Here is a 16941-nt window from a genome sequence, read left to right on the forward strand (position 1 = left end):
TGACCATGCAGGAGAAGCGGTACGCGGTCATCGTGGAGCCGGTGTCGACCGGGCACGAGTACGCCGACGCCTTCCGGGCCGAGGGGCTCGAGCCGGTCGCGGTGATGATGGCCGAGCACGCCGTCGAGGCCGTGCACGACACCTGGCACCCGGAGAACTTCGCCGCCGTGCACGTGCTCGGCGAGCGCACACCCGAGCAGATGGCGCAGGAGCTGCGGCAGTACCGTCCACAGTGGCTGGTCGCCGGCAGCGAGATGGGCGTGGAGCTGTGCGACGCGCTCACCGCGATCCTGTGCCCCGGCACGGGCAACGACCCGGCGTCCACCCTGGACCGGCGGGACAAGTGGCACATGGCCCAGGCCCTGGCCCGGGCCGGCCTGCCGCACCTGCGCCAGTTCTGCTCCGCCGACCGGGACGAGATCGAGCGCTGGATCGCCGAGCAGGGCCTCACGGGGGAGCGGTTCGTGGTCAAGCCGCCGAAGTCCGGGGCCACCGACGACGTGCACCTGATCCTGCCCGGCGAGGACTGGCACCCGGTCTTCGACCGCATCATCGGCAAGATCAACCATACCGGGGTGCGCAACGACGCCGTGCTGGTGCAGGAGTTCGGCGAGGGCACCGAGTACCTCGTCGACACCTACTCGGTCGACGGCCGGCACGGGCTCGTGGACGTGTGCCGCTACGCCAAGCACCGCCGCGACGACCGGATCGGCATCTACGAGCGGGTCCAGTTCCTCGCCCCCGACGACCCGGACGTGGCCGAGGTGGCGCCGTACGTGTTCGACGTGCTCGACGCGCTGGGCGTGCGCAACGGCCCGGGGCACAGCGAGGTCATGCTCACCAAGCACGGCCCGCGGCTCATGGAGACCGCGGCCCGCCCGGCCGGCGGCGGCCACCAGATGATCACGCGGATGTCCACCGGCGACAGCCAGATCGCCCGGACGGTCGCGCACCGGCTGCGCGGGGAGTTCAAGCCGGGCTACGAGCTGCGCCGGCACCTCTCGGCGGTCTTCATCTCCTCGCCGGCCGCCGGCATCTGGCGCAACGGCGACATCTTCGACGGCGTCGACGCGCTGCCCACGTTCGTGGACAAGCACTTCCCGCACGGCACCGGCGACCCGGTGCCGGCCACCGACGACCTGGTCACCTACCTGGCCTGGGTCATCCTGGCCGGGCCGGACCCGGACGCCATCGAGGCCGACTACCAGCGCATCAAGGCCATCGAGAGCCGCATCGAGATCGAGAGGGTGGACGCGTGAACGCCGTCACCGAGGCATACCTGGCGGCGGTGGCCGCGGGCCGGATGCCGGCCGAGGAGCTGGCCAAGGCGGTCCGCGCCACCGGGCTCAACGACGCCATCTACCGCAACGGCCACCTGGCCCGGCCGCTGTTCCTGGCCCGGGCCGAGCGCGAGCGCCTCGACGCCGACCTGCGCACCCTGCACGGGCTGCTGACCGGCCTGCCGGAGCGGCTCTTCGGCGGCGACGCGGGCGCGTTCGCGGCCGCCGTCGGGGCGCAGGGGCCGCAGGTGGACGCGGCCCGGGTGGCCGGCGGGCAGGTGACCCGGCTGTCGCGGGCCGACCTGTACTCCGACGCCGAGGGCTTCAAGCTGCTCGAGCTCAACGTGAGCGGCGCGGTCGGGGGCCTGGAGAACTCGATCCTCAACGCGGCGTACCTGGACAGCCCGCACTTCGCCGAGTTCGCCGCCCAGCACGGCCTGGGCTACGCCGACACGATGGCCGCGCTGTGCGAGACCCTGCGCGACGAGACCGGCGCGGCCGGCGGCAGCCCCGTGGTCGCGATCGTCGACTGGCCGGACAGCTACCCGGAGCTGGAGCCGATGCTGCGCAAGACCGCGGCCCGGCTGGCCGGCTTCGGCATCGACGCGCTGGTCGGGCACGCGGGGCAGGTCGAGTGCCGCGACGGCGGGGTGTTCCTCGGCGGGCGGCGGGTCGAGGTGGTGTACCGCCTGTTCCTCATGGAGGACCTGCTGCGCCCCGAGGGCCCGGCCCTGCTCGATCCGCTGCTGGCCGCGGCGGCCCGGGGCGAGGTGGCGATGTTCACCCCGATCGCCTCGGAGCTCTACGGCAGCAAGGCGGCCCTGGCGCTGCTGTCCGACGAGCGGCACCGCGACCGGTTCGACGCGGCCGAGCTCGACGTCGCCGACCGGGTCCTGCCGTGGACCCGGATGCTGCGGCCGGGCCCGGTCACCGTCGACGGCGAGCGGGAGGAGCTGCTCGCCTACGCGCGGCGGGACCGGGAGCGGCTGGTGCTCAAGGCGACCATGCTGCACGGCGGCACCGGCTTCGTGGCCGGCTGGCGCACCGGCCCGGACCAGTGGGACCGGGAGCTGCGCCAGGCCGAGGGCGGCCCGTTCGTGCTGCAGCGCCGGGTCGTGCCGGAGCCGGAGCTGATCCCGGAGCCGGACGGCACGCTGCGGCCGTGGGTCGCCGTGTGGGGCGCGTTCCTGACCGGCCGCGGGTACGCGGGCACCTACGTGCGGGCGGTGCCGGGCTCGGACGCGGGCGCGGTGGTGGCCGGCGGGTCGCTGACCGGCTGCGTGTTCCACGAGCACGCGGCGGCGATCGCGCCGGCCGGGTCGAGGTAGGCGGCGGCGACGAGGGCGATCCACTGGTACACGGCGTCCTCGTTGTCCGCCAGCGGCCCGGGCACGTAGTGCGGGGAGCTCAGCCCGCGCTGCACCGACTCGGTCGCGGCCCAGTCCTGCCGGTTGGTGAGGTCCCAGAAGTCGGCGGCGTACGACGGGTCGTCGATGCCCTCGGGGAAGTACCAGCTGCACTCGATCTCCGTGCGCCCCGGCGCGAGCGGCGTGAGCCGGTGCGTCATCACGTAGTCGGGGTGCGCGGAGATCAGCAGGTTCGGCAGGAGCGTGACGTACAGGACGGTCCGCCGCGGGGCGCCCTCGATGAACACCCCGGCGCCGCGGCCGTCGAAGGACATGGTCTCGGCGTGCTCGCGCAGGTCCATGGTGCCGCCGACCCAGGCGCCCGGCAGCGCCCAGTTGTCGCCGGACGTCGGCGGCGACACCTTGCACAGCTCCGGGTGGATGAGCGGGCAGTGGTAGCACTCCTGGTAGTTCTCGACGATCGCCTTCCAGTTCGCCTCGACCGCATACACGTGCCGGGCACCCAGCCGCAGGGTCTCCGGTCGGTACGGCCGGAGCAGCCCGTCCAGCGCGCCGGTGTACTCGGCCACCGGCGGCGCCGGGGTGCCCGCGTTCACCAGCAGCCAGCCGTGCCAGACGGCGGCGGGCAGCTCGACCAGGCCCAGCTCGTCGCCGTCGAAGTTCGCGACGCCGGCCATGTGCGGGGCGGTCGCCAGCGAGCCGTCGAGGCGGTACGCCCAGCCGTGGTAGGGGCACACGGCCGCGGCCCGGTCCGCGGTCTCGCCGTCGGCCAGCAGCTCGTGGGCCCGGTGCCGGCACAGGTTCGCGAACGCTCGCGGGCGGTCGCCGAAGGTGAGCAGTACCCCCACGTCTCCCACCGTCACGGCCCGCTGGTTGCCGCCCTCGGACAGCTCGTCGAGCCGGCCCAGGGTGGTCCAGGCGCCGGCGAACAGGTGCCGGCGCTCCCACGCGAGCACGGCGGGATCGGTGTAGGCGGCGGCGGGAAGGGTCCGGCTCGACCCGAACGGGCGCAGCGCCGGCTCGATCCCGGCCGGGTCGAGCGGCGCCGCCGGCGGTTGCGTCATGCGTCAAGCCTGGCGCAGCGCGACCCTCGTGTAAACGCGCCGCCGGGGTGCCCGCGGCCCGGGCCCGTCTCGTGGATCTTGGGCGGGGCGCTCTCCATCGCTCCACGCGAACGTCTGGGCTCCGCCGTGTTGAGCGGCCTGCCCGCACAACCGTAGTACTGCAACGGTAGGGGCGTTTGTGCCATTGAGGCAGCATATGAGTGGTCGGGATCACATCCATGGCGAATTGTCCGGATTTGCGGGCTTGGCGGTGACTAGGTTCACCGGAAACCCCGACCGGAAGGAGTCCCGTGCGCCTGCCCGCCTTTCTGCAGTCCCGCCGCGCCCGCCTGGCCGCCGTGGCCGTCATCGTCGCCGTGCCCGCCGTCACCCTGCCCATCGTGTTCTCCAGCCGCGACGGCGGCGGCCTGCCCGGCGCCGTCGGTGCCGACAGCGCCTACGCGTTCCCGGCCACACCCGATCACATCCCGGACACGCCCGTCCGCGTGAACCAGGTCGGCTACCTGCCGGACGGCCCGAAACGGGCCACCGTCATCTCCGACTCCGACAAGCCGCTGCCGTGGCAGCTCAAGGACAAGGCCGGCGAGGTCGTCGCCTCCGGCGAGTCCGAGCCCCGCGGTCTCGACGCGAGCTCGGGGCAGAACACACACGTCGTGGACTTCAGTGCCTACCGGGGCACCGGCAACACCTACACGCTCGAGGTCGACGGCAAGGCCAGTGTCCCGTTCGACCTGGATCCCAAGGCGTACCGCCAGCTCAGCATCGACGCGCTGTCGTTCTACTACCCGCAGCGCAGCGGCATCGCCATCGACAACGCCATCGCACCGGGCTACGGCCGCCGGGCCGGGCACGCCGCGGACAGCACGAACGGCGGGGACTCCAAGGTGCCGTGCCAGCCGGGCGTCTGCGACTACACCCTGGACGTCACCGGCGGCTGGTACGACGCCGGCGACCACGGCAAGTACGTCGTGAACGGCGGGATCTCCGTCGCGCAGCTCATGAGCTCGTACGAGCGCTCCCCCAAGGCGGCCGAGGCCCGCGCCCTACGCCTGCCCGAGCACGGCGGCAAGACCCCGGACGTGCTCGCCGAGGCCCGCTGGGAGCTCGACTTCCTCATGAAGATGCAGGTCCCGGCCGGGCAGCCGCTCGCCGGCATGGCCCACCACAAGGTGCACGACGCCGGCTGGACCGCGCTGCCGACCGATCCGGCCGCCGACGACCAGCAGCGGCAGCTGCACGCCCCGTCGACCGCCGCGACCCTGAACCTCGCGGCCGCGGCCGCGCAGGGCGCCCGGGTCTTCGCGCCGTACGACAAGGCGTACTCGGAGAAGCTGCTGCACGTGGCCAAGACCGCGTACGCCGCGGCGGAGGCCCACCCGACCATGTACGCGCCGGACTCGGACTCGACCGGCGGCGGCGCGTACGGCGACACCGACGTCAGCGACGAGTTCTACTGGGCCGCGGCCGAGCTGTTCATCACGACCGGCGACAAGGAGTACTCCACCGCGGTCACCAGCTCGCCGCTGCACAAGGCCGACGTCTTCGCCGCGCCGTTCGACTGGCGCGCGACCGCCGCGCTGGGCCGGCTCGACCTCGCCAGCCTCGACAACAAGCTCCCCGACCGCGACCGGGTGCGCCAGTCCGTGATCGAGGGCGCCGACCGGCAGCTCAAGACCATGGACGGGCAGGCCTACGGGCAGCCGTACGCGCCCCCGGCCGGCTACGACTGGGGCTCCAACAGCCAGATCCTCAACAACCTGGCCGTCGTCGGCACCGCGTTCGACCTGACCGGCAAGGCGAAGTACCGCGACGGCGTGCTGTCCGGGATGGACTACATCCTCGGCCGCAACGCGCTGAACCAGTCCTACGTCACCGGCTACGGCGAGAAGGCGTCGAAGAACCAGCACAGCCGCTGGTACGCCCACCAGCTCGACCCGAAGCTGCCCAACCCGCCGCGCGGCACCCTCGCCGGCGGCCCGAACTCGAACCTGCAGGACGAGGTCGCGGGCAACGCGCTGCGCGGCTGCAAGCCGCAGCTGTGCTACATGGACGACATCATGTCGTGGTCGACGAACGAGCTGACCATCAACTGGAACGCGTCCCTGGCCTGGGTCTCGACCTTCGTGGCGGACCAGACCTGAGCCGGACCTGAGCCAGACCTGAGCCGGACCTGAGCCAGGCCCGCGCTAGTCACCCGGCGGCCAGGGATCGCCCCACGCGGCATCCCTGGCCGCCTTGTACAGCGGGCCCTCCCGCTTGGACACCAGGACCGGCCCGACGCTCGTGTCGGGCCGGCACACCTGGAGGGTGACGAGCCCCTTGCGGAACGCCGGGTGCCGCACGACGCGCCCGGGCGCGCCCTCCGGGGCCTTGAGCGCCGCCACGAAGCTGTACTTCTCGTCCTCGTAGCCGAGGCTGGCGTCCTTGAGCCGCCGGTGCAGCGCCGAGCGGTTGACCCGGGCGGCGAAGTGGCACCAGTCCCTGCCCGTCATCCCGCACCCCAGCTGGTGCGGGCAGGGGGCGGCGATGTGCCACCCGGCCTCGATCAGCTGGTCGCGCGCGGCGAGCATCCGGCGGTACCCCGGCGGCGTCCCGGGCTCGACGAGCACCACGGCCGTCGTCGCCGCCGCGGCCGCCTGGGTCACGAGCGTGCGCTGGTCCTCCTCGTCCAGCTCGGTGAGCACGTAGGACGCGGTCACCAGGCCGGCGGCCGGCACCGGCTCCCCGAGGCGCCACGGCTGCCACTGGAAGTCCTGGTCGCGGGCGATGCGGGCGCCGAGCTTCAGGGCCTCCGGCACCTGGTCCAGCACCGTGGCCGGGATGGGGCCGTAGGCGTCGCGGACCGCCCAGGCCGCCGCGCCGGTACCGCCGCCGAGGTCCACATGGGAGCGCGGGTCGATCGGCGGCAGCTGGGCGAGCGCGGCGCCGACCGCGGCGTGCGTGGCCGGCATGCGGTACGCGGCGTAGGCGGTCGCGTCCACCATGGTGCGGATCAGCGGCTCGCCGGCGGGCCGGCCGCTGCGGTAGTCCTCGATGAGCCGCCGCACGGACTCGGTGAGCCGGGCCGGGGGCACGTCCTGCAGCAGCGCGTCGAGCGCCTCGCGAAGGTCAGGCACGGCGCCACAGGCTCCGCAGCACCAGCAGCGTCGCCACCCCGGCGGTGACGATCGCGGCCAGGTTGATCAGCAGCTGCAGCGCGGAGCCGCCGGCCTCGTGCGGCACCCCGTAGGCGAGCGCGACCGCGATGTTCGCCGCCGCCGGCACCGTCGTGACCGAGATGAGCACCCCGATGAGCGGCCCGGCCTTGGCCGAGGTCAGCGACAGCATCCCGGCGATCCCGGCGAAGAACCCGACGACCCAGGACAGCGCGTCGGGCCGCCAGATGAAGTCGGTCAGCGGCCGGTCCCGCAGCAGCATCTCCTTGTCGACGAGGCCGAGCGCGTCCAGCCCCAGCGTGGTCAGGATCGTCACCACGATGCCGACGGGAAACCCGATCCCGAGGGCCAGCAGCGCCCGGCGCACCGAGCGGCCGCGGCGGCGCACGATCCCCACGCAGAGCGCGGCGAGCGGGCCGAACTCGGGCCCGACGACCATCGCCCCGACGATGAGGATCGGCTGGTCCAGCAGCACCCCGATGCCGGCGATGACGGTCGCGACCGCGAGCATCGCCAGGAACGAGCCGGACAGCTCGGTCTCGGCGCCGGTCTTCTGCTCGATCTCGTCCCACACGACGGCGTCGCCGGCGAGCCCCGGCACGGCGTCGGCGGCCCGCCGCGCGCCGCGCGACAGCGCCACGTCGACGGTCTCGATGGCGATCGAGCCGCGCTCGTGCAGCCCGAGCCCGCGCAACGCCGCGAGCACCGGGCTGCCGGCCTCGCGCACCACGTCGGCGAGCACGAGGTCGCCGGCCGGTTCGCGGGCCGCTCCGGCGAGCACGACGACGTTCGTGGCCCCGGCCTCGGCCGTGAGCAGCTCGACGACCCGCTCGGTCTCCTCCGGCGGGCTGATGACCCTCAGATGCAGCACCGGACCATTATTCAGCCCGCCACCGGACGCCACCCGTCGAAGCCCGCCTCCACGGTGCCCTCCCCGTGCGTGAGCCCCGGCAAAGCCCGTTCCAGCTCGGCCAGCCGCGCCGCCGGGACCGTGCCCGCGACGGTGAACCGGGCCGGGCCGGCGTCCGGCGCCCCGGGCACCGCGCCGAAGCGGGGCAGCGCGGCCAGGGTGGCCGTGAGCGCGTCCGCCGGGCCCTCGACCGCGAAGCGCTGCACCGGCTCGCAGACCACCGTCCCGGCCTCGGCCAGGGCCCGGGCGAGCAGCTGGGGGACGAGCTTGCGGAAGTCGGCGGCGGTGGTGTTCGGGGCCTGGTACCCGCACCGCGTGACCGTCACCCGCGCGTCGCCGACGTCCCAGCCGTGCCGGCCGCCGCGGGCGAAGGCGTCGCGGACATGGCGCTCGATCGCCGCCCGGAAGTGCGGGAGGGTCTTGTACACGTACATCGGCACGTGCTCGACCGGCACCGCGACCGCGACCTGCAGGCCCTCCCCCGGCTCCACGAGCAGCTCCAGCGTCGCGGGGAAGGGATTGCCGGCGCGCCCGAGGACGACCCCGGCGCGGCCCCGGCCGCGCGGGCGCTCCAGGTGCAGGGTCACGGTCTCGCCGAAGCCGACGGCCAGCCCGAAGTCCTCGGCGAGGGTGTCCCGGATGACCTCGCGCTGGACCTCGCCGTACAGCGACACCTTGAGCTCGCCGCGCTCCTCGTCGAGGCGCAGGTCGATGAGCGGATCCTGGTCGGCGAGCTGCTGCAAGGCGCGGTGCAGGTCGCGGCGGCGGCCGGGGTCGTCCGGCTCGACCGTCGCCTCCAGCGTGGGCGGGGCGAAGACCGGGGCCGGGTGCGCCTGCGCCCCGCCGATGGTGTCGCCCAGCCGGACGCGGCGCAGGCCGTGGACGCGGCCGATCTCGCCCGGGCCGAGCCGGTCGCGGCCGTCGATCGCGGTGACCTTCTCGTCGCCGACGCGGTCCCGGACCCGCAGGATGCCCGCGTGGACGCGCACATAGGCGGCGCGATCCCGGTCGATCTTGAACACGGTGGCCCGCAGCGGGGCGCCCTCGTCCCGCGGGGCCTTCGGCAGGTGCTCCGCGATGGCCTCCGTGAGCCGCTCGATGCCGGCTCCCGTGATGGCCGAGCCCTGGTACGCCGGCATGACCCGGGCCTGCGCGGTGAGCCGGTCGACGTCGATCTCCCGGCCGTGCAGATAGGCGGCCAGCGCCTCGTCGTCGGCCTCGGCCAGCTGCTCCTCGTGCTCGCGCCACATCGGCACCGCGCCGGCGATCTGCCCGATCACGCGGTCGGGGTCGGCGCCGGTGCGGTCGGTCTTGTTGACGAAGACGAGCGTCGGCACCCGCAGGCGGCGCAGGGTGCGCAGCAGCACCCGGGTCTGGGCCTGCACCCCCTCGACCGCGGAGACGACGAGCACGGCGCCGTCGAGCACGCGCAGCGCCCGCTCCACCTCGGCGATGAAGTCGGGGTGGCCGGGCGTGTCGATGAGGTTCACGGTGAGCGCGCCGATGCCGAACGTGGCGACGGCGGTCTTGATCGTGATGCCGCGCCGGCGCTCCTGGTCGAGCGAGTCGGTCTGGGTGCTGCCGGCGTCGACGCTGCCGAGGCGGGCGATCACGCCGGCGTCGAACAGGAGGCGCTCGGTGAGGCTGGTCTTACCGGCGTCGACGTGCGCGACGATGCCGAGATTGAGGATGCTCAAGACGTGTCAGGTCCTTCACGGGCGAGGCGGACAGCGGCCGGGACGTGACACGTGCGCGCATGATTCCTCCTCGTTCCCCGATGACCTGGCGTTTCCACTGTACCGGCGGAGGCACGCGATTTTTTGTCGTACCTCGTCGCTACGCTGTCGCCGACCCCCTCACCTGTGAGAAAGGCTCGGGCCGATGCCGCAGACGACCTATCTGGAACTGTCCGAGGACTCCGGGAGCGCGCACAAGTTCTACGAGGTCACCGTCGACGGCACACAGATGCGGGTCCGCTACGGGCGCATCGGCGACGCCGGGCAGACGCAGACGAAGACCTATGCCGACGAGGCGAAGGCGCAGGCGGACGCGGCCAAGAAGATCGGCGAGAAGGTCCGCAAGGGCTACGCGCCCGCGGTGGCGGGCCAGCGCGCGCCGCGGTCGGTGACCCGGCGCGTGATCGTGTCGCAGCGCTCGACCGCGAAGACCGCGCCGGTGCTGTGGAAATACCGCTCGGGCGCGCCCGCCTTCGGCATCTTCATCGACGACGACGTGTGCATGGTCGGAAACGAGAAGGGCACGATCACCGTCCTGCAGCACGACGCCACGGTCCAGCGGCAGTTCCAGCTGCCCGACGGCGTGAAATGCATCGTCGCCGACGACGCCTGGATCTACGCCGGATGCGACGACGGCAACGTCTACGACCTGTCCGGCAAGGTGCCGCGGCTGGCCTACGCGATCGCGCCCGACATCGACATCTACTGGCTCGACATCCACGACGGCATCCTGGGCGTGTCCGACGCCAAGGGCGGCGTGTGCACCATCGACCACGAGGACGAGTTCCTGTGGCGCCGCCAGGGCCGGGGCGCGGCCGGCTGGATGGTGCGCTGCGACGCCGACGCCGTGCACCACGGCCACGGCCGCGGCGTGACGAGCTACGACTGGCGCACCGGCGACGAGCTGTGGCACCAGCCGACGACGGGCGCGGTGCTCTTCGGCTGGCAGGAGTCCGACGCCGTCTACGCCGGCATGTCCTCCAACTCGGTGCTGCAGTTCTTCAAGGACGGCCGCGCCGGCGTCACCTACCGCTGCGACGACACGATCTTCTCCTGCGCGACGGCGCCCGACGGCCGCTACGTCTTCGCCGGCGACTACCGCTCCTCGGTCTACTGCTTCGCCGCCGACGGCACGCGGCTGTGGAAGCTCGGCACGGGCTGCGGCAGCGCCTACTCGATGCAGTATCACGACGAGAAGCTCTACATCGTCACGACCGACGGCTCGCTGGCCTGCATCGACGCGAGCGAGACCGCGGTGCGCTCGGCGGAGCAGGGCGTGGTGCCGCAGTTCGTCGACGTGAAGGCACCGGCGGCGATGACGAGCGTGGCCCCGTCGACCACGGTCGAGGTCGCCCACGACCCGGCCGACGGGGTCGTGGTCGAGTGCGTGCAGGAGGGCTCGCGCCTGCGCATCCGCGTCGTCTCGGCGGGGTACCACTCCGACTGGCAGGTCCAGTTCCCGAAGGGCATCCGCGAGCCGGGGGCGCGGTACGTGGTGTCTTCGGTCCGCGAGTCGGCGCGGGGCGGCTTCTACCGGGCGTACGGGGATATCCGGAAGCTGGTCTGACGCCGCTCTCCCGCGGGGCCGGCGGGCCGGGGGCCGGGCAGGTGTGCTCTCTGGCGCGGGGCCGTCGTGGGTGCGCCACGACGGCCCCGTCCGGTTTCGTTGTGCCGGGCCTGCTCCCCGGTGGACCGGCGTCGCCGGTCCGCACTGGCGGGCTCAGCCGAGCGTGTCGGTGTGTTCGCAGGCGAGGATCATCTTCGAGCCCGCGACCGTGTCGACGGGGCGCTCCACGTCGTCCCAGGCGAGCATCTCGCCGGTGCGCGGGTCGAAGATCAGCACGTGCCGGGCGTTCTTGTCGTCGAGGGTGACCGCCACGCCCTTGCGCCCGGCGCGGTCGGTGGCCTCGCCGCGCCAGACGACGCCGGGCGTGTTCGCGAGGACGCGCAGCACCTCGGCGCGCGTGGCGAGGGGCACCGCGTGGGCGCTGAACCAGTCGCGGACGTTCCAGAACAGGAACGGCTTCCCGCCGGTGAGCAGCTTCCTGGCGACCTCGGCCGGGTCGGTCGGCAGGGGCTGGACCGCCAGACGCGGGTCGGGCGGCATGTCGTGGACGCTGGAGGCCGGCGTGCCGGCCGGCTGGACCGGGTGCTGCTGGTAGTACCGGTAGGACTCCTCGTTCGGGTACACCGCCGGCAGGAGCAGGGTCCGGTACCGCCCGGAGCCGTCGGCGGCGCGCCACTCCCACCGCTCGCTGGGCACGATCCGCTGCGACCGGCCATCGGGGGTGTCGTCGAAGACGGCGTTCCACCCGGCGGTGTGGATGAAGGTGTACCTGCCCGTGGTGGTGTCGCAGCGGCTGGGCGTCAGCTGCCCGGCGAGGGCACGCAGCTGGTCGCCCGCGGTGGGCGGCCGCTGGTCGAACTCGAAGGCCACCGGCCGGACGACGGGCCCGAACGCCGGCGCCGGTACGGCGGTCCCGGCGGGCGTCGGTCCGGTGGCCGCGGTCGACGCCGCTCCGGTGGACCGGCCGGCCTCGACGCCGGACGGTCCGCCACCGGTCAGGCCGCCGGCCACCACGCCGGTCGCGACGAGCCCCACGGCGACGACCCCGGCCGCGACCGGGACGAGGATGCGCCGGCGCGGGACGCCGAACAGCGCGGCACCGGACGATGCGGCGCCGAACGGTGCCGCACCGGACGATGGGTCGGCGCCGGCGGTCGCCTCGGCGAGGGCGATGAGGTCGACGGCCCTCGCGGGCGGCGGCGGGACCGGCACGCCGAGGGTCGGGTCCGCCGGCCCGAGCAGTGCCTTGGTGCCGCTGGTGTCAAACATGGCGGTTCCCCTCTGCCGTCGTGTTCAGCTGCTTCGGTGCCGGCACCCGAGGGGCCGGCGTGGGTGGCGCACCGAGTGCCCGGCTCAGCCGTCCCCGCGCGCGGTGCAGCCGGACGGCCGCCGCGGCACGGCTGCAGCCGAGGACGGCAGCCGCCTCGGCGAGGGACAGCTCCTCCCAGCCGACCAGGCGAAGCAACTCCTGATCCGCGTCCGAGAGGGTGGCCAGCGCCCGGCGGACGTCGGCCAGCCGATCGGCGGCGGCGTGCTCGTCGGCCGTGACCAGCAGGCGCTCCTCGCCGATGTGCACGGGCGCGGCCTGGCGAGCGCGCCAATGGTTCGCGAGCAGCCGGCGCGCCACCCCGTACAACCACGGCAGCTGACGATCGGGCACCTCGGCACGGCGGCGCCACGCGACGACGAAGACGTCCTGCGCCACCTCGGCCGCCGCGCCCGGATCACCGATCCGGCGCAGCGCGTACCGAACGACCGGCGCGTAGTGGGCGCAGTACAAGGCAGTGAACCAGCCTTCGCCGCGCTCTCGCAGCCCGGGCATGGGCTCTCCTGACTATCGACAACGGGTACACCGTCACTTGTGTCGGCAGCCGGCGAATCATTACACCCGACTTTTCCCGACCCTCACCGCGGACCGGATCGGCGCCGCCCGGCGCGGAGGTCAGCTCGCGCGTCCGCGCACTCCGGCGAGCGCCGCGTCGAGGATCGGCTGCCGGCACCGCGGGGTCCCGGGGATCTTCGCGCCCGCCACGGCCAAGCCGAGGATCTGGCCGAGGATCGGGTCGAGTTCGATCGATGTCTCGGGGCCGGTCGCGGCGAAGGCGGCGCGGGCGGCGTCCAGGATCCGCCGGCCGTTGCGGACCGACGCACCGGGCGATCCGGGGATCCTCACCGCAGCGAGGACCGGGTGACGGCCGCCGCGGGTCCGAGGCGGCACGGTGAGGGCAGGGCGCGCCGTCCGTCCCGGGTTCGGGACGGACGGCGCGGGCGGGACTCGGGCGGAGTGTGCGGGAAGCGTCGGGAGGGGACCTGCGGATAGTCAGCCGATCACGCGCGTGAAGAAGTCGCCGAAGCCGGTGCCCAGCTGGGCGATCAGCGCGCCGATACCGCGCGCCACCTTCGCGGCTGCGTCCGGGCGGAACGCCACGAACCAGACGAGGAAGATGACGACGGCGAACTGCAGAGTCTTTTTGAGCGTCATTGACCTATGCCCCGTGCCAACCAATGGTGCAGAGACCATCAAAGTAACCCGATCGCGGCCCGAGGATGGCCGAAACGGCCGCTAGAGGGGACTCGGGGGGAGATTTGGCATGGGCCAGGCCGGGTCGGGGCGGAAGTCCTGCCAGGTGCCGTCGAACGGGAACTCGCCGCGGTCGGCCTTGGCGGCCACGCGTGAACCCTCGGCGCGGATCGCCAGCGACTCGGCCGTGGTCCAGAAGCCGGGGCGGTCGACGCACGCCGCGAAGGTGTCCTCGTCCTTCCAGCGCCAGGTGCGGTCCGGGTCCACCACGATGTCCAGGTGGTGGTCGATCACGTCGATGCCGCCGGCGTGCCTGGCCAGGACCGCCTCGAGGTTGACGTACCAACCGAGAAACCGGCCCTCGCGGAAGAACCACCACACCGAGTGCGCCGCGGCCGGGGGATGCAGGATCAGCACGTCGCGGTCGGCCCAGGTGCGGCGGCGCAGCGGGGCGGCGCCGTAGTCCTCGATCGCCGTGGCGCCGCGCAGCGGGGTGCCGTCGGGCTCGGTGCGGCAGGCGAAGCCGGCGCCGGCCGGGAGCCAGACCAGCAGGCCCCGCTCGTCGTCGGCGACCGGGTGCACGGCCTGGGCCCAGCTCAGGTGCGGGCCCCGGAAGTACCGGCGCAGCAGCATATCGACCATACTACGGAGAATGTCCATGCCCGCCGCGGTTCGCCGGCTGCCGTCCGCGCCCGGCGTGTACCGCTTCCGCGACGCCGCCGGCAAGGTGCTCTACATCGGCCGGGCCACGTCGCTGCGCGCCCGGGTGGCGTCGTACTGGTCGGACCTGCGCGACCGGCCCCGCCTGCGCCGGATGGTCCCGCTCGTCGCGGCCGTCGAGGCGGTCGTGTGCGACTCGGTGCACGAGGCCGCGTGGCTGGAGCGCAACCTGCTGCGCCGGCGCAAGCCGCGCTGGAACCGGGCCCGCGACGGGCAGGAGTCCACCGTCCACATCGGACTCGACGACGGTCCCCACGCGCCGGGGCTGCGGATTCTGTACTCCCCCAAGCCCGGCTGCTTCGGCCCGTACCTCGGCGGCGCACGAGCCCGCAACGCCGTCTCGGCGCTGCACCGCATCCGGCCGCTGGCCTACACCGGGGCGCGGCTGACCGGCGCGGAGCGGGACATGGCGGCCGCCCGCGGCGTGACCCCCGCGGACCGCGACGCCCTGGCCTCCTCGATCCGCGCCATCCTCGAGCGCGAGCCGGACGAGCTGGACCGGGCCCGCAACGACCTGATCGCGCTGCGCGAGAAGGCCTCGGCGAACCTCTCGTTCGAGCTGGCCGCCGAGATCCACGAGGAGCTGGAGGCCCTGGACTGGATCGTCAGCCCGCAGCGCACCGCGACCCTGGAGCCCGCCGAGCTGCGGGCGGCCGGCTTCACCGACGGGATCCTGGTGCTGTTGCGGGTGCGGGCGGGGCGGCTCGACGAGTGGACCCAGCGCCCGTCGACGCCGGTGCTGGCGCGCAGGTACCTCACCGCGACCCCGCCGCAGTGGCGCGCCTTCGCCGAGCGGGCCGCCGAGCTAGCGAGCCGCCTGCAGCACGAGTGACCGCAGGCCGTCGAGGTCGTCGACGGTGTCCGGGGGCACGAACGAGTCCGGGTCGTCGCGGTGCACGCCCGCGCCCGGGTAGCCCGCGTTCGTCACCAGCACCGGGCGCATGCCCGCCGCCCGGGCGCCCTGGTGCTCGCGGCTGCCGCCGTCGCCGACGTACCAGCACTCCCCCGCCGCCACCCCGAGCCGCGCCGCGGCGGTGGCGTACAGCCGCGGCTCCGGCTTGCGGGCGCCCTCCTCCCACGAGAACACGGTGGCGTCGATGAGCGGCGCGTACGGCGTCGCGGCCCACCCCTGGCACAGCTCGGCCCCGCAGTCGCTGAGCACCCCGAGGCGCAGCCCCCGCCCGCGCAGGTCCGCGAGCACCTCGAGCGCCCCGGGGCGGGGGCGCCAGAGCGGTACCGAACCCGCGTGATGGGCCTCGACGGCCGCGTCGAGGCTCGCCTCGTCCGGCTCCGCGCCGCAGCGGCGGGCCATCTCGGCCAGGATCGAGCGGGTGCCGCCGTGACGGCCCGTGATGCGTTCGGTGAACGAGGTCCCCAGCGCGGTCCAGAACGACTCGGGCGGCACCCCGAGCGCGGCCGCGGTGACGTAGGCCGCGTCGCGCCGACCGGCCTCGATGCCCGGGTCGGTGAGCGTGCCGAAGAAGTCGAAGACGACCGCGCGCATCAGGCCACCAGCCGGGCGCGGAGGGCGTCGAGCTGCCGCCCGGTGAGGCCGTGGGCGAGCAGGTAGGCGTCGACGTCGCCGTGGAGTTCGTCGACGCGCGCGAGGGCGGCCAGGATCGTGCCCGGGTCCGGCTCGCCGGGCCGCTCGCGGCAGACCGCCGAGAACGCGTAGTCCTCGGCGATCACGTCGTCGGGCACGCCCGCGACTCGCAGCAGCAGCGCGACCAGGAGCGAGTCGGCCCGCACCAGCGCCCGTTCGCGCCCGGTGCTGCCACCGGCGGCGGGCAGCCCGCCGAGGTCGCGGACGTTGCGGCAGTCGGGCCAGTGCGGGCGCATCGCCGACACCTCCGGCGCTATTGATAGGTGACGGTGAGCATCTGCAGCGTGATCTCGGTCTTCGGCCGGCCGCCGCCGGCGCCCGGATCCTCGGCCCCGATGCCGCCCGCGGCGACCTGGTCGACGATCTCCATGCCCTTGGTCACGGTGCCCAGCATCGTGTACGAGGGCGGGATCTGCGTGTTGTCCTTGTAGTTGACGAAGAACTGGCTGCCGTTGGTGCCCGGCCCGGCGTTGGCCATCGCGACCGTGCCGCGCTTGTAGGGGGCGCCGAGGTTCTCGTCGGCGAACTGGTAGCCGGGGCCGCCGGCGCCGGTGCCGGCCGGGTCGCCGCACTGCAGCACCCAGATGCCCTCGGTGGTGAGCCGGTGGCACTTGCTGCCGTCGAAGAAGTGCCGTTCGGCGAGGTAGGCGAAGCTGCCGGTCGCGCAGGGGGCCTTGGCCCCGTCGAGGGCGATCTCGATCGTGCCGAGGTTCGTGGCGATCCGCATCGTGGCCGGGCCGGTCTTCGGGGTGGCGGGCGGCGTGCCGAGGTCCTTGCCGTTCGCGCTCGGCTCCCCGGGCGAGTAGACGCACGACCCGGCCCGGGCCGGGGCCCGGGACCCGGCCGACAGCGCGCGGCCCTCGGCCGGCGTGAAGGAGACGGTCTTCGAGGCGCACCCGGCCAGCAGCAGGGAGGCGGCGGCAACGACGGTCACGGCTCGGCGGCGCACAGTCACCTCGTCACCTTATGCCAACCGGGCGCGCCGGTCCCCGTGGCGGGGACCGGCGCGTCCGATGCG

At 73.9% G+C, this 16941-nt stretch carries 17 protein-coding genes; 5 read left to right on the forward strand and 12 right to left on the reverse strand.

Annotated elements, in window-relative coordinates:
* The first annotated feature begins 5 nt into the window (after window positions 1–5).
* Window positions 6–1259: an ATP-grasp domain-containing protein gene (locus ACQP1P_RS30845; RefSeq protein ID WP_433076109.1), complete on the forward strand. Its 1254-nt coding sequence runs from the start codon at window positions 6–8 to the stop codon at window positions 1257–1259.
* Window positions 1256–2608, forward strand: a complete 1353-nt coding sequence (locus ACQP1P_RS30850; protein ID WP_433076111.1) for a hypothetical protein — start codon at window positions 1256–1258, stop codon at window positions 2606–2608. The genes ACQP1P_RS30845 and ACQP1P_RS30850 overlap by 4 nt, the downstream gene beginning before the upstream one ends.
* Here ACQP1P_RS30850 and ACQP1P_RS30855 read toward each other — a convergent pair.
* Complete coding sequence (locus ACQP1P_RS30855) at window positions 2494–3711, reverse strand: aromatic ring-hydroxylating oxygenase subunit alpha (RefSeq protein ID WP_433076113.1); 1218 nt, start codon at window positions 3709–3711, stop codon at window positions 2494–2496. The genes ACQP1P_RS30850 and ACQP1P_RS30855 overlap by 115 nt on opposite strands.
* 290 nt (window positions 3712–4001) lie before the next feature.
* Here ACQP1P_RS30855 and ACQP1P_RS30860 point away from each other — a divergent pair, with 290 nt between their 5' ends.
* Window positions 4002–5852 carry a glycoside hydrolase family 9 protein gene (locus ACQP1P_RS30860; RefSeq protein WP_433076115.1) on the forward strand — a complete coding sequence of 617 codons (1851 nt, stop codon included), beginning with the start codon at window positions 4002–4004 and terminating at the stop codon, window positions 5850–5852.
* Window positions 5853–5897: 45 nt separating this feature from the next.
* On the opposite strand, the gene ACQP1P_RS30865 is transcribed toward ACQP1P_RS30860, so the two are convergent.
* Genes ACQP1P_RS30865 through ACQP1P_RS30875 form a run of 3 tightly spaced genes read right to left on the reverse strand, consistent with a single transcriptional unit; the run spans window position 5898 to window position 9473 of the window.
* On the reverse strand, window positions 5898–6827 hold the full coding sequence (locus ACQP1P_RS30865) for a small ribosomal subunit Rsm22 family protein (RefSeq protein ID WP_433076117.1): 930 nt from the start codon (window positions 6825–6827) through the stop codon (window positions 5898–5900).
* On the reverse strand, window positions 6820–7737 hold the full coding sequence (locus ACQP1P_RS30870; RefSeq protein ID WP_433076119.1) for a DUF389 domain-containing protein: 918 nt from the start codon (window positions 7735–7737) through the stop codon (window positions 6820–6822). The genes ACQP1P_RS30865 and ACQP1P_RS30870 overlap by 8 nt, the downstream gene beginning before the upstream one ends.
* An 11-nt stretch (window positions 7738–7748) precedes the next feature.
* Window positions 7749–9473 carry a GTP-binding protein gene (locus ACQP1P_RS30875; protein ID WP_433076121.1) on the reverse strand — a complete coding sequence of 575 codons (1725 nt, stop codon included), beginning with the start codon at window positions 9471–9473 and terminating at the stop codon, window positions 7749–7751.
* 184 nt (window positions 9474–9657) lie between these two features.
* On the opposite strand from ACQP1P_RS30875, the gene ACQP1P_RS30880 reads away from it, so the two are divergent.
* Window positions 9658–11079 carry a WGR domain-containing protein gene (locus ACQP1P_RS30880; RefSeq protein ID WP_433076123.1) on the forward strand — a complete coding sequence of 474 codons (1422 nt, stop codon included), beginning with the start codon at window positions 9658–9660 and terminating at the stop codon, window positions 11077–11079.
* Window positions 11080–11232: 153 nt separating this feature from the next.
* Here the strand turns inward: ACQP1P_RS30880 and ACQP1P_RS30885 are convergent, their stop codons facing one another.
* From ACQP1P_RS30885 to ACQP1P_RS30905, 5 genes are all read right to left on the reverse strand, one after another.
* Window positions 11233–12348: a hypothetical protein gene (locus ACQP1P_RS30885; RefSeq protein WP_433076125.1), complete on the reverse strand. Its 1116-nt coding sequence runs from the start codon at window positions 12346–12348 to the stop codon at window positions 11233–11235.
* Window positions 12341–12901: an RNA polymerase sigma factor gene (locus ACQP1P_RS30890; protein WP_433076127.1), complete on the reverse strand. Its 561-nt coding sequence runs from the start codon at window positions 12899–12901 to the stop codon at window positions 12341–12343. Before ACQP1P_RS30890 ends, ACQP1P_RS30885 begins: the two co-directional genes overlap by 8 nt.
* 120 nt (window positions 12902–13021) lie before the next feature.
* Window positions 13022–13252: a hypothetical protein gene (locus ACQP1P_RS30895; RefSeq protein ID WP_433076129.1), complete on the reverse strand. Its 231-nt coding sequence runs from the start codon at window positions 13250–13252 to the stop codon at window positions 13022–13024.
* 147 nt (window positions 13253–13399) lie between these two features.
* Window positions 13400–13561 carry a hypothetical protein gene (locus ACQP1P_RS30900; protein ID WP_433076131.1) on the reverse strand — a complete coding sequence of 54 codons (162 nt, stop codon included), beginning with the start codon at window positions 13559–13561 and terminating at the stop codon, window positions 13400–13402.
* An 81-nt stretch (window positions 13562–13642) separates the two neighbouring features.
* Window positions 13643–14242 carry a DUF402 domain-containing protein gene (locus ACQP1P_RS30905; RefSeq protein ID WP_433076133.1) on the reverse strand — a complete coding sequence of 200 codons (600 nt, stop codon included), beginning with the start codon at window positions 14240–14242 and terminating at the stop codon, window positions 13643–13645.
* 16 nt (window positions 14243–14258) lie between these two features.
* Between ACQP1P_RS30905 and ACQP1P_RS30910 the strand changes: the two genes are divergently transcribed.
* The gene (locus ACQP1P_RS30910; protein ID WP_433076135.1) at window positions 14259–15152 is read left to right on the forward strand and encodes a GIY-YIG nuclease family protein; all 894 of its coding nucleotides are present in this window, start codon (window positions 14259–14261) and stop codon (window positions 15150–15152) included.
* Here ACQP1P_RS30910 and ACQP1P_RS30915 read toward each other — a convergent pair.
* From ACQP1P_RS30915 to ACQP1P_RS30925, 3 genes are read right to left on the reverse strand one after another with little or no spacing between them, the layout of a single operon-like run.
* On the reverse strand, window positions 15126–15824 hold the full coding sequence (locus ACQP1P_RS30915) for an HAD family hydrolase (protein WP_433076137.1): 699 nt from the start codon (window positions 15822–15824) through the stop codon (window positions 15126–15128). The two genes, ACQP1P_RS30910 and ACQP1P_RS30915, sit on opposite strands and share 27 nt — an antisense overlap.
* Complete coding sequence (locus ACQP1P_RS30920; RefSeq protein WP_433076139.1) at window positions 15824–16159, reverse strand: tyrosine-protein phosphatase; 336 nt, start codon at window positions 16157–16159, stop codon at window positions 15824–15826. Before ACQP1P_RS30920 ends, ACQP1P_RS30915 begins: the two co-directional genes overlap by 1 nt.
* A 17-nt stretch (window positions 16160–16176) precedes the next feature.
* Entirely contained in the window at window positions 16177–16878 is a 702-nt protein-coding gene (locus tag ACQP1P_RS30925) for a peptidylprolyl isomerase (RefSeq protein ID WP_433076141.1), read from the reverse strand.
* Between the last annotated feature and the right edge of the window lie 63 nt (window positions 16879–16941).

The sequence above is a fragment of the Dactylosporangium sp. CA-052675 genome, from assembly GCF_050947935.1.
GTDB lineage: Bacteria > Actinomycetota > Actinomycetes > Mycobacteriales > Micromonosporaceae > Dactylosporangium.